General features: G+C 47.1%; 11 protein-coding genes, 1 tRNA gene and 1 pseudogene. 8 read left to right on the plus strand and 5 right to left on the minus strand.

Translation table 11 applies throughout. From position 1 onward, the window contains the following. The first annotated feature begins 306 nt into the window (after positions 1 to 306). Positions 307 to 1,956, plus strand: a complete 1,650-nt coding sequence (locus tag B9K09_RS07635) for an arylsulfatase (RefSeq protein ID WP_087516244.1) — start codon at positions 307 to 309, stop codon at positions 1,954 to 1,956. 245 nt (positions 1,957 to 2,201) lie between these two features. Here the strand turns inward: B9K09_RS07635 and B9K09_RS07640 are convergent, their stop codons facing one another. Continuing rightward, positions 2,202 to 2,669 carry a cupin domain-containing protein gene (locus B9K09_RS07640; RefSeq protein WP_087516245.1) on the minus strand — a complete coding sequence of 156 codons (468 nt, stop codon included), beginning with the start codon at positions 2,667 to 2,669 and terminating at the stop codon, positions 2,202 to 2,204. A 523-nt stretch (positions 2,670 to 3,192) separates the two neighbouring features. On the opposite strand from B9K09_RS07640, the gene B9K09_RS07645 reads away from it, so the two are divergent. From B9K09_RS07645 to B9K09_RS07670, 5 genes and pseudogenes are all read left to right on the plus strand, one after another. Then, positions 3,193 to 3,756, plus strand: a complete 564-nt coding sequence (locus tag B9K09_RS07645) for a hypothetical protein (protein ID WP_157699332.1) — start codon at positions 3,193 to 3,195, stop codon at positions 3,754 to 3,756. Positions 3,757 to 3,955: 199 nt separating this feature from the next. Continuing rightward, on the plus strand, positions 3,956 to 5,404 hold the full coding sequence (locus B9K09_RS07650) for a hypothetical protein (RefSeq protein WP_087516247.1): 1,449 nt from the start codon (positions 3,956 to 3,958) through the stop codon (positions 5,402 to 5,404). An 81-nt stretch (positions 5,405 to 5,485) separates the two neighbouring features. Then, positions 5,486 to 5,803 (plus strand): hypothetical protein, encoded by a 318-nt coding sequence (locus B9K09_RS07655; protein WP_087516248.1) that lies wholly within the window; start codon positions 5,486 to 5,488, stop codon positions 5,801 to 5,803. A gap of 97 nt (positions 5,804 to 5,900) precedes the next feature. Beyond that, positions 5,901 to 6,740: a DUF4062 domain-containing protein gene (locus B9K09_RS07660; protein ID WP_087516249.1), complete on the plus strand. Its 840-nt coding sequence runs from the start codon at positions 5,901 to 5,903 to the stop codon at positions 6,738 to 6,740. 877 nt (positions 6,741 to 7,617) lie between these two features. Next, positions 7,618 to 7,896: pseudogene (locus tag B9K09_RS07670) on the plus strand (tyrosine-type recombinase/integrase); the annotation flags it as partial. On the opposite strand, the gene B9K09_RS07675 reads toward B9K09_RS07670, so the two are convergent. From B9K09_RS07675 to B9K09_RS07685, 3 genes are all read right to left on the minus strand, one after another. Then, complete coding sequence (locus tag B9K09_RS07675; protein ID WP_087516252.1) at positions 7,897 to 8,457, minus strand: hypothetical protein; 561 nt, start codon at positions 8,455 to 8,457, stop codon at positions 7,897 to 7,899. A gap of 129 nt (positions 8,458 to 8,586) precedes the next feature. Beyond that, positions 8,587 to 8,676: transfer RNA gene (locus B9K09_RS07680), tRNA-Ser, on the minus strand. A gap of 120 nt (positions 8,677 to 8,796) precedes the next feature. Continuing rightward, entirely contained in the window at positions 8,797 to 9,501 is a 705-nt protein-coding gene (locus B9K09_RS07685) for a glutathione binding-like protein (protein WP_087516253.1), read from the minus strand. Positions 9,502 to 9,615: 114 nt separating this feature from the next. Here B9K09_RS07685 and B9K09_RS07690 point away from each other — a divergent pair, with 114 nt between their 5' ends. Further along, positions 9,616 to 10,053 carry an HIT family protein gene (locus tag B9K09_RS07690; RefSeq protein WP_087516254.1) on the plus strand — a complete coding sequence of 146 codons (438 nt, stop codon included), beginning with the start codon at positions 9,616 to 9,618 and terminating at the stop codon, positions 10,051 to 10,053. Positions 10,054 to 10,126: 73 nt separating this feature from the next. On the opposite strand, the gene B9K09_RS07695 is transcribed toward B9K09_RS07690, so the two are convergent. After that, positions 10,127 to 10,750, minus strand: coding sequence for a CGNR zinc finger domain-containing protein (locus B9K09_RS07695; protein ID WP_087516255.1), 624 nt, complete (start codon positions 10,748 to 10,750; stop codon positions 10,127 to 10,129). A gap of 79 nt (positions 10,751 to 10,829) precedes the next feature. Here B9K09_RS07695 and B9K09_RS07700 point away from each other — a divergent pair, with 79 nt between their 5' ends. Continuing rightward, positions 10,830 to 11,666, plus strand: a complete 837-nt coding sequence (locus B9K09_RS07700; protein ID WP_087516256.1) for an alpha/beta fold hydrolase — start codon at positions 10,830 to 10,832, stop codon at positions 11,664 to 11,666. Positions 11,667 to 11,687: the final 21 nt, after the last annotated feature.

An 11,687-nucleotide genomic window follows, 5' to 3' on the forward strand; every position in this document is an offset into this window, starting at 1 on the left:
CCCTGCAATTATTTCAGCGCGGGCGGTTATCAGCACAGAAAGCTGTGGCTTGCCCGGTATTGCTCATGCAGCCTGTTTGAGCAGTACCGGGCTGTACCGTGTTAACAAGTAGTTGACCTGTCATTTCTCGACACCTTCGGAAACTTTACTATCGTTAAGGCTTATTGCTTTGCCTTGAATCTTAGCTGCTCGCTAGAACGCAAGGTTCGCTAGGTTGGATAGAGAAGCAACCGTACGCATCCTTATCCTATGATTTTCTGGGACCCCAGCTTCGCGAGTTAACACATATTTCAATGGAGATGAATAATGAAGTTAATGCTCACTGGATTAACCGCAGCGATCCTGCTGACAGGGTTACCTGTCCAGGCCGCGGAGTCCAAACCCAATATCATTTTGATTGTGTCGGATGACACGGGCTACGGTGATTTGGGAGCCTACGGCGGTGGTGAGGGGCGCGGAATGCCTACTCCTAATCTTGATCGGTTGGCTGATGAAGGCATGACCATGTTTTCATTCTATGCCCAACCAAGCTGTACGCCGGGTCGTGCTGCCATGCAGACGGGCAGGATCCCCAATCGTAGCGGTATGACGACTGTTGCGTTCCAGGGGCAGGGCGGCGGGCTTCCAGCTGCAGAATGGACGCTGGGTTCTGTACTCAAGAAAGCAGGGTATTCAACATACTTCACCGGCAAATGGCACTTGGGTGAAGATGATACCGCCTTGCCAAATGCGCAAGGCTACGACGAGATGAAATACGTCGGTCTTTACCATTTAAATGCTTACACCTACGCCGACCCAACATGGTTCCCAGACATGAGCGATGATCTGCGGGCCATGTTCAAAAAAGTCACCAAGGGCGCACTTTCTGGTAAGGCGGGAGAGGCTGCAACTGAAGACTTTGCGGTCAACGGCCAATACGTAGATAAACCAGACGAAAAGTCCGATGAGTACCCTAATGGCGTAGTGGGTATTCCGTTCTACGACAACTATGTTGAAAAAGCCTCGATAGACTTTATCGAAAAAGGCGCCAAGTCAGGTGAGCCGTTCTTTGTAAACGTGAACTTCATGAAGGTTCACCAACCCAGTATGCCTGCCCCCGAATTCAAGGGTAAGTCACTGTCTAAATCCAATTTTGCCGATTCGATAGTTGAGCTTGATACTCATATCGGACGCATCATGGATAAAGTCCGTGAACTTGGGATCGAAAAAAATACCCTGGTTTTCTATACCACTGATAATGGCGCGTGGCAGGATGTTTATCCGGACGCAGGTTACACACCATTCAGAGGTACAAAAGGGACCGTGCGTGAAGGCGGTAACCGTGTACCGGCAATTGCCTGGATGCCAGACAAAATCAAAGCTAACTCCAAGAACCATGACATTCTCGGTGGGCTCGACCTGATGGCAACCTTCGCTAAGGTCGCAGGAGTTGAACTGCCTAAGAACGATCGTGAAGATAAGCCAATCATTTTCGACAGCTATGATATGTCACCTGTGCTGTTCGGCACCGGCAAGTCAGAACGTAAGAGCTGGTTCTACTTCACTGAAAACGAGCTGACTCCAGGCGCAGTGCGCGTAGGCAACTACAAAGCGGTGTTCAATCTGCGTGGCGATAATGGTCAAGCCACCGGTGGTTTAGCCGTCGATACTAACCTTGGTTGGAAAGGGCCTGACAAATACGTCGCCACCGTGCCTCAGGTATTTGACCTGTGGCAGGACCCGCAAGAGCGCTATGACATTTTCATGAACAACTACACTGAGCGCACCTGGACACTGGTGACGATCAACGAAGCGATCAAAGAAAAAATGAAGACCTACATCGAATACCCACCACGTAAAATGCAAGGTGAAGGGTACGCAGGTCCGATCACACTCACCCAATATCAACGCTTTAAGTACGTGCGTGATGCCCTCGGTAAAGAAGGTTTCAGCATCCCAATGCCGACAGGTAACTAGTACGTATTAACCAACATTGCTGACACAACTTGGCCCTTCAAGGATTTCCTTGAAGGGCCATTTTATTTGCGGTTACCGCTGCTGTTTCAGCTATCTTTGCATTGCATACAACCTATAGAGACAAGGCGTTAGCCAGGCAGTGGTTGGGCTGAAGGGGAAACCATGCGAATGCAGCGTTTGAGCGGGTCGGGCTGATCGAGCATCAGTCCCTAAATATACTGCTTACCGCGCAAACAATGGGTGTCTTACATCTTGTCGTGGGATCCCGGAAAGGTATCTTTGCTGACAATATCGGTTGCGTACATAACAGCCGGCTTGCCGCTTTCATTGACTGCCCAGTGGGAGTCACCGCGACCGGCGCGGTAGACATCGCCTGGCTTCATCTCGACGCCGACGGTGCAGTTCTTGGAATAGATCATAACCTTGCCGTTCAGCATGGTTGCTATTTCAGGACGCTTGTCGTGGGAGTGAAGTTGCGCCACGGAATCCTTGCCAAAATAGATCGTGCGCGAGCGGAGATGCCAGCCTTTCGCTGCAACTTCCTCGTTATCGAGATCGATTTTGCCGTTTTGGATTACTTCGATTGAGCCTTTACTTTCCATGGCGGGCTTGAAAGGGGTCGGCCCCTCTTTGCCTGCTGGACACTCGTTTGCCATGGCGGCAGTTGACGAAAGTGCGAGTACACAAGTCGCAATTATAGAAGCAGTTTTCATTGAATAAATTCCATTTTAAATAAAACATAATCCCTCAATTCAAGAGGTTACGTTATCTCGCGAACTTAGATCAACACACACCTAGATTATAAGACCAGAGGTAGCCAGCATTTTGCCGTCCCGCTATTGGCCAGGCCAGTGAAGGCATCAATCTTATCAGCTACCGGGAGCACCTTCACATTGTCGGCCATGGGGTTGCGTTGGTTGAGCAAATGGCAATGTCACGCAAAGCTATTCCCTCCAAAATTTCCCCAATGAGCCAGAAACGAAAAGGCCCCAGAGGGGTGAACCTATGGAGCTTTTGAATGGTGGGGGGAGGGAGGGGATTTGAACCCGTTTCTATCGTTGTCCGTTGCTGACCTATTCAGGTCAAAGCCAGTCATTCTCTGGTTTACGTTTTCATCCATCTGGTCAATGCAGTGCATTTTTGGTTAGTGATTTCGACACTTTTTCGACACCTAGACTACTGAAGTCTATCCTTCGCTCTGTTGCTATGGCAGATTGATATTGCTGTGCTGCTTTCGTGAAAGTGTGGAGTTCTTTCAAATCACTGTTGCAGGCCTATATTTTGTCACTTGAAAAATTACCAATAGCAATGATAGATGACTTTAAGCGTTATCTAGAACATATGCCAATTAAAAGCGATGTCTCTCTATCTGTTCTCAAAGGACATTTGTTGATAGAAGAGCTAATCTGGTCATTAATACGCTCAAAAGTCGTATCTTCTAGCGAGCTTGAAAAAACTAGATTCTCATTTGAACAGTTAACATACTTAGCAAGAGCACTCTCCGGGGACAGCGGAGATTCATGGGTATGGGACTCGGTTAAAAAACTCAATAGAATACGCAATCTTCTTGCTCACAGGCTTGAACCAAAAAACCTAAATGTAAAGTTAAGCGAACTCTATATTAGTATACAAAAAGGACTGTCTGAAGAAAAAGAAATTAGCTCAATAGCACTGGTTGGAGAACTACACTGGTATCTTGGTGCGCTTTATCTTTCTCTGTCCGCGAGGCTGCATGTTAAACCTAAAACCTTGCTTGGTATGTCGCCTGAGGAATTGGCAAAGATCGTGCTCAATGAATAAAAAATACAAGCCTGTTAATTGCCCCGTTTTGTCTTGTTGTAGGTGTCCATTTTATGATAAGTAAAACGTAATATGATATAGGTTGTAGTCAAGCGTAAATTACAAAAAAATAGAGCTTGTCGCATATAAGGTTTGCTGGCGTAGCATTAAATAAGGTCATCAAGTGCTGTTATGTGTTTTATCGGATATTGGATGATTCATGGCAAAGAAAAATATATTGACTATCGGGTTTTCTGTAGCTGAAGAAGATGTTGAATTCAGTGATTTTGATTCGGATATGTCCTTGTTGGACTGGGATATCATTCTTTTTAAACCTGATATAAATGATTATATTCGAAGATGTGTAGACACATTTGAAGGAAGGCCATGTTTGTCTGACGATGATTCTTTTAAACTAAAATCACAATCAGAGCATTGGCGTAGAGAAATCAAGTCCGCTATGGATAATGGGAAGCTTGTAATTGTATTTCTGAGTGAGCTTACAAAGTTAAACATAGCTACTGGTGAGAAAAGATTTTCTGGCACAGGAAGAAATCAACAAGTTACACGGATAGTTACTAGTTATGATAATTACCATTCGATCCCTTTAAGCCTGAAACCTTTAATCGCTAAGGGTAAGGAGATTAAGCTATCGGCAAAAAATTCCGAAATTATTTCTTCTTACTGGAGTGAGTTCTCAGCCGTATCATCATATAAAGTCATTCTCGATGGAGAATGTGAACCATGCTTGGTTACTAAACATGGTGATAAGGTCGTTGGCACAATAGTTCGTTCAAAAAATTCTAATGGTGCTTTGGTATGTCTGCCGGATATAGAGTTTTATCCTGATTCATTCTTCGTTGGCGAGGAGGATGAGGAAAATGAAGGCGAATTTACAGAAGAAGCTAAGCAGTTCTCGTCCAAATTTATCAAGTACATTGTATCGCTAAGCAAGACGTTAAACTCTCAAGGGGAGTTGACCCCCGAGCCAGACTGGGCTAAGAGTTATAATTTCAAATTAGAATTGGAAAAATCTGAGGCACAAAAACTACTAAAAATAGAGCAAAAGCTTGAAAAGGTGCAAGCTGAAAAAGAAAGTGTTATCGATAAAGTTAAAGATCTCGAACGCATCAGGTATTTGTTATTCGAGAAAGGAAAACCGCTGGAGTATGCAATTCTTGATGCTTTGCGCACAATTGGGTTTGAAGTTTCTCAGTTCAACGATGGCGAATCTGAATTTGATGCTGTCTTTGAGTCAAAAGAAGGCAGATTGATTGGCGAGGTTGAAGGTAAGGACAATAAAGCGATAAATATTGATAAGTTACGTCAGCTTGCACTGAATATATACGAAGATCTAGAACGTGAAGAGGTGGAGGTTTCAGCCAAACCAGTACTTTTTGGAAACGCTTATCGATTGCTACCAGTAGAAAGTCGCGCTGCTCCCTTTACCTCCAAATGTCTCTCTGCAGCTATAATAAGCTCAACGGCTCTTGTGTCTACACCGGACCTTTTCGTAGTTGTTAAATATTTAAAAGACAACAAAGATATAAGGTTTGCAACCAAATGCCGCAAAGCAATATTGGATTCTGTAGGGTTAGTGGATTTTCCAGAAATTCCTAGAAGAGGAAGTGTGTTGAGTAAACAGGAGAGGGGGTCGAGTGCAATATAGTAATGTGTTCGATTTGTTCGCGCCTTTCACCGATTGCTGTACCTTATTGTTAGTTCTAACATCAGAAGTAAAGGGGGTTTTATGAGTGAATATAGTTATGGTTGGGAAAAACTTCACGTTTCTATTCATGCTCTTGCAGGGCCTGGAACACAATCTGAACGCTTGGTCAATGCGGTCGTTTTTAATTTGATTCATATTGACTCTGGTGTAGATTTGCCTCCGTCGATACGCGATGAATTTGAAGAATTTATAAGTTACATTAGTTCGGGGGAGCCGAAAGGAGAGGAAGGAACTGTAGAGGCTAAAGTTAATACTTTTAGCGATTTTGATTTGAAACTAGCAGTTGAGAGAATTATTAGTTTTTATGATCAAGTCTGCCGGTATATGGAGCCCAGCTAAGCTTGGTTAAGCTAATGGTGTTCCAGTCTTTGTATGCTAGAGTAGGTTAAAGTTAGCCTTTGTTTTAACTGTTGTATTCTCGAAGTTGAGGTGCCATATGAGTTACAGTGCAAAAGCTTATAGCGTCATGATTGCTTCGCCGGGTGATGTCGCTTCAGAGCGTGCAATTATTCGTGATGTCATATATGAATGGAACGCCGTACATGCCAATGCACGAAAAATTGTCTTGCTTCCGATTGGATGGGAGTCCCATTCATCACCTGATATGGGAGGAACACCTCAATCAATTATTAATGGTCAAATTTTAGAGAAATGTGATCTTCTTATTGGTGTTTTTTGGACAAGAATAGGTACTGCCACCGATGAATATGCTAGCGGGACTGTAGAAGAAATCGAAAAGCATATCGAAACAGGTAAGCCCGCAATGCTTTACTTTTCTAGCCAACCAGTAGCACTGGATACAGTCAATTTGGAGCAGGTGGCAGCTCTTAAAGATTTTAAAAACTCATGTCAGAGTCGAGGGCTGTATGAAAGTTACGACAGTCATTCAGATTTTAAGGAGAAGTTTTATAGACACCTACAGCTTAAAATTAATGACCATTCGTTATTCAAAGTGGCTAAGAGTGAAAGTTCTGTAGTTATTGCTGAGTCCAAAACGCAGCTTCCACAGCTTTCGGATGAGGCTCGGTCTCTATTGAAGGAAACAAGTCAAGACCCACAAGGAACAATTCTGTACATAAGGTATGTGGAGGGGGTTGATCTTCAGGTGAACGGAAGGAATATGATTCCTTCTGACGAAAGAAGAACAGTTGCAAAATGGGAGCAAGCCCTTAATGAGCTAGTCCAACTAAAACTCATTGTCGCTCGCGGTAAAAGAGGCGAGGTATTTGAGTTATCAAATCTTGGCTATCAAATTGCAGACATGATTGTGTTATAAGCATTGCAGTTTTCTTAAATCACTCATTTTCTCGCTGGCACCAGTTAAAGTTAGCACTCTAACTCTAACGCTGTATGTATAAGAGTGCTGCCTTAATTTAATCTCTGTAGTTTAGACCAACTCTTGCCCTGCAATTTCTTTTTACAATACTTCCTTCTTCAGCCACCCCACATACTCTGTCCTTCATGCTTGGCTTTTGCCCAACAATCGTGATTTTCGTCTTCTCTGGGGGATTCGGGGCTTGTATCGGTATTTTGGGTTCTTCGAATTTCAAAACGTTATCCGCGCCGCGTGGTACGTAGTTTCGGTCGTTGAAAGAAACTTGTTTAGCTTGGGCGGGTTCTGATTCGTTTTGAGACGGTGGGGGGATGGTCACTGTTTCACGGGCTTGATCACGCCTTGCTTGCTGTTCTACGACTCGATCCCAGTTTTTGGAATCACTGCTTTCGCTTTCGCTTACGCTTCTGCTGCGCTGCCTTTCATAGTCGGGCGTGGGCCGTACGTAGTTTGGGTTTGTGAAGTTCTTTGCCAAGTCGCCCATGCGGGAGTCGGTAAAGGCAATCCCTCCCAGCGTCACGCAGGTTCCGATCACACCGGCTATGATCAGTCCCTTTGTGTTTCCCCTGCGTGCCCTTGTCCGTATGTAGTCTGAATAATAGGGGTCATATGAATAATAGGGGTCAGACCACGTTTAATTCAAAATCTCAGCTCGAATAACGTGGTCTTTCCCCTGTTTACGTTACCGCACTCTTCAATACACTACGAAAATAATAGGGGTCAGACCACTAAAATAATAGGGGTCATAAAATAATAGGGGGCAGACCACGGTTTTCTAGTTGGGGTTTAGAATAAACGTGGTCTGTCCCCTATTGTACTCCACGGCCTTTTTACTAACTGCCTGAATAGCTTTGACCAGACGTTAGCCGCCTCAAAGATTCCCCTTCCTGCAGGCCAATCCTCGCACGTTCTCCGGCATACGTTTGCCAGTAGGTTTGTCATGAATGGCGGCAACATCCTGACCCTCCAGAAGATCCTTGGTCACACATCGTTGGCGATGACCATGCGCTATGCGCATTTGGCTCCCGATCACCTGCAGGATGCTGTTAAGTTTGGGCCGGTGAGTGATTTTTCCGTGTTGTTAGCTGAGCAGGGCTAGCTATTCAGAAGTACTTTCTTTCGTTGCTCTAGGTAACTCATCAACCTGCGACTTTCTGACCAATTCAGCCATGACTGCATGCACTACAAATGAGAAAATAACCATGCATAGAATTATGAAGCCGTTGAGAGCGCCAAACCAAGGGGATACGTTTTCAGCGAACGCAAGCCAAGCGACATAAGCACCTATGCCCAGCAGAAGCATTATCGAGATGAATGCAAAAACTATAAATTTCTCTATGGCGAGGTCAGTTCTGCTAGCGGCTAAGCCTTTCATGAGTGAAATGATGCTTAGCGCAGCCAAAATCATGCCTGCCATTGGTAGTTCAGGGCTGGCAATAAACTTATGGTAGGAGCCGTTCAAAAGGCTTCCAATCGCGTAGAACATGAAAGGTAGTAGTACAAAAGCAACCTCAACCCCAGCGCCTCTATACAACCATAGTATTTCGTTCTCTTTTCTATCGCTTACGTTGCCTAACAGCATTAGGCCCAATATACCCAACAGCGATAAAATTAAGATGGTGCTTAGTGTGTAGGCGACTGTGCTATCCAGCATGTCCATGTGCCATATCCTTGCGTCACATTAATTCCCTGCATTGTACTTTTTCGACACTTCTTCGACACATTGCGTGTCCAGAAACGCAAAAGCCCCCGAAACTCTAAGAATTTCAGGGGCTTAAGTATTGAATAGTGGCGGGAAGATAGGGATTTGAACCCTAGGAACTGTTGCCAGTTCAACGGATTTCGAATCCGTCCCGTTCGGCCACTCCGGCATCTTCCCACAGCGGCGCGCATGATATCAGCTGATTCGCATTTGGCGAAGCCTAAAGTGCATTTTTTCGCATCTTTTCATGTGCTTGCGATAGCTTTTAGGCTTCAGTCCGGGCTCGTGCGGATTAGTTCAGTCGCGGCTAGGGATATTCAGGCCGCGCTGAACCGCAGGGCGTGCCAGGAACTTATCCAGCACGCGCTTGATGTTCGGGCACTTGTTGAACTCGACCAGATCACCAGCCTCATAGAAGCCAATCATGTTGCGCATCCACGGGAAGATGGCGATGTCGGCGATGCTGTAGTCGTCGCCCATGATCCACTCGCGGCCTTGCAAGCGCTGCTCCAATACGCCGAGCAGCCGTTTGACCTCATCGACGTAGCGGTCGCGCGGGCGTTTGTCTTCGATGTCTTTGCCTGCGAATTTATGGAAGAAGCCCAACTGGCCGATCATTGGCCCGATACCGCCCATTTGGAACATCAGCCATTGCAGGGTTTCATAGCGCTGTGCCGGGTCGGTGGCTAGCAACTTTCCGGTTTTCTCCGCGAGGTAGATGAGCATGGCGCCTGACTCAACCAGCGCCAGCGGCTGGCCGTTTGGTCCGTTGGGGTCGATCATTGCGGGGATTTTATTGTTTGGATTGAGCGATAGATATTCTGGCGAAAACTGGTCGCGGGTTTCGAAGCTAACCAGATGCGGCTCATACGCCAGACCGATCTCTTCCAGCATGATCGACACCTTGACCCCGTTTGGCGTGGGCAAGGAATAAAGCTGCAGGCGCTCGGGGTGAGTTGCTGGCCATTTCTGGGTAATCTTGAAAGTAGATAGATCAGGCATACGGACTCCAAGTCAAAAGGCTTAGCGGATACGATTGGTTAAGCCTATCTAGTTTTATCTGTTTAGGTAAAACCGGTATGGTTAAGCTTTCATCCACTGATAATGGAAACCCTCATGAGCTTGCATGGCGATTACGACTCTCAGAACATTTTTGCCCAGATCATTCGTGGCGATGCGCCGTGCTACAAGCTTTATGAAGACGATGATGTGCTGGCTTTTCTCGACGTATTTCCGCAGTCGTTTGGCCACACGCTGGTAATTCCCAAGCGATCCGCTGCGCGCAATATGCTTGATATTGACGCCGATAGCCTGTGTAAGGTGATGCAGGTGGTGCAGAAAATCACCCGCGTATTGGTCGATGAATTGCAGCCCGCTGGCGTTCAGGTTGCGCAATTTAACGGTGCGCCTGCTGGGCAAACGGTTTTTCATATCCATATGCATGTGATCCCACGCTTCGCCGGTGAAGACCTCGGCATCCATGCCAGCGCCAAAGCCGATGCCAGTGAGCTTGAAGCTTTACAAGCGCGTTTGGTGACTCGCCTCAAGGCTTAAAGCCTTTGTTTGATTGCGTCCGGTGTAGGCGGGCGGCTGAATAGGCTGGCGAACTAGCCGAGCCAGTTCAGCGTCACGTCTTGTTTTCGTTCTGGTAGAAGCGCCGGGCCTTGGCCCGGTTGCCGCAGGTACTCATCGAGCACCATCGGCGCCTACGGCTGCGCGATGTATCAATAAACATCCAGGTGCACGCCTCGCATTCCTTGATCTGCTGGTATTTGCCGCCGGTAATGCCCTTGTTCAGGTGCAGGGCCAATCGATGCCTGATGGTCGGCAGCCCTGTTTGGTCTGGGTCGACATACCAAAAGGCGAGTTCGCCAGCTGCGTAGCGCAATTGAGCACTGGCCAGTGCTTGCTGGATAACCATCTCTACACCTTTTACAGCGCCAGCTTCTGGCTCTTGGCTGTGGGCATAGGCATGCATAAGCGCATGCACGGCTTCGCGCCACTGGATGATCAGGCTCAGTTCGCTATCGGCTGCAACAGGGGCAGCTTGGCCTAGCTGTGTCAGTAGTTGGTGTTCGTGATCATCAATCAGTTCTGCGGCCAAGCCCCAGTCAAACAGTGCGCGGCTTGAAGTGAGCCTTTCGTTCGTGCGTTGTTTGCTTTTACTGCCTGTGGTGTTGAGAAAGTCGAGCAGCAGATCTTCGGCGATGAAGTCGGCAGGGGCCCAGCACGCTTGATCGGTTGTATTCATATAACCCCTTTATTAATAGATAAAGGTTAGGTATGGTGAATTCAATTCTAACCTTTATTGATACTTAAAGGGGTTAAAAATGAATGCTGATGATCTGTCATTATCGTTGCCACACACTTTTGAGTTCGAAGGTCGACAGGTTCGCTACGGTGTCATGGGCGAAGGCCCTGCATTGGTATTGGTGCACGGCACGCCTTTTTCTTCTCAGGTGTGGCGACGCATTGCGCCACATCTGGCCAGTCATTACCGCCTGTATTACTTTGATTTACTCGGCTACGGACAGTCTGAAATGGCGGAGGGCGAAGATGTTTCGCTTGGCGTGCAGAATCACCTGCTCGCGGCGTTGATCGAGCATTGGGGATTGCGTAAGCCTCATGTCGTTGCCCATGACTTTGGTGGTGCTACGGCTTTGCGTTGCTTGCTTCTCAATCAATTGGAGTACGCAACGCTGACGTTGATCGACCCGGTTGCGATCGCGCCCTGGGGCTCACCTTTTGTGCAACACGTGCGTCAGCATCAGCAGGCATTCAGCGGTTTGCCCAGTTACATACACGAAGCGATATTGGCCGCCTACATACAGGGTGCGGTGTGTCATGCGATGCCTGAGCGCGATCTGCAGCACTACACCAAACCCTGGACAGGCGAGTGCGGACAAGCCGCTTTTTACCAGCAGATTGCGCAGATGGATCAGCGTTTTACTGATGAAGTTGAAAGCGCATACCCGTCGATAGGTTGCCCGGTCCTGCTGATTTGGGGCGAGCAGGATCAATGGATACCCATCGAGCGAGGCGAGGTGCTGGCGCGGCAGATTGGTAACTGCCAAATGGTACGTGTCCCCGGCGCAGGGCATTTGGTTCAGGAAGATGCCCCCGAAGCCATCATCGCTGAGCTACTCAAGTTCTTGCCCCGCGAATAGTGCGTGGCAATCGATACGCCT

It is taken from the genome of Pseudomonas sp. M30-35 (assembly GCF_002163625.1).
Taxonomy (GTDB): domain Bacteria; phylum Pseudomonadota; class Gammaproteobacteria; order Pseudomonadales; family Pseudomonadaceae; genus Aquipseudomonas.

Excerpts from the sequence above, each read along its gene's own strand:
- B9K09_RS07635 (WP_087516244.1), top strand. The coding sequence starts at position 307 with ATGAAGTTAATGCTCACTGGATTAACCGCAGCGATCCTGCTGACAGGG.
- B9K09_RS07640 (WP_087516245.1), bottom strand. The coding sequence starts at position 2,669 with ATGAAAACTGCTTCTATAATTGCGACTTGTGTACTCGCACTTTCGTCA.
- B9K09_RS07650 (WP_087516247.1), top strand. The coding sequence starts at position 3,956 with ATGGCAAAGAAAAATATATTGACTATCGGGTTTTCTGTAGCTGAAGAA.
- B9K09_RS07655 (WP_087516248.1), top strand. The coding sequence starts at position 5,486 with ATGAGTGAATATAGTTATGGTTGGGAAAAACTTCACGTTTCTATTCAT.
- B9K09_RS07660 (WP_087516249.1), top strand. The coding sequence starts at position 5,901 with ATGAGTTACAGTGCAAAAGCTTATAGCGTCATGATTGCTTCGCCGGGT.
- B9K09_RS07675 (WP_087516252.1), bottom strand. The coding sequence starts at position 8,457 with ATGGACATGCTGGATAGCACAGTCGCCTACACACTAAGCACCATCTTA.
- B9K09_RS07685 (WP_087516253.1), bottom strand. The coding sequence starts at position 9,501 with ATGCCTGATCTATCTACTTTCAAGATTACCCAGAAATGGCCAGCAACT.
- B9K09_RS07690 (WP_087516254.1), top strand. The coding sequence starts at position 9,616 with ATGAGCTTGCATGGCGATTACGACTCTCAGAACATTTTTGCCCAGATC.
- B9K09_RS07695 (WP_087516255.1), bottom strand. The coding sequence starts at position 10,750 with ATGAATACAACCGATCAAGCGTGCTGGGCCCCTGCCGACTTCATCGCC.
- B9K09_RS07700 (WP_087516256.1), top strand. The coding sequence starts at position 10,830 with ATGAATGCTGATGATCTGTCATTATCGTTGCCACACACTTTTGAGTTC.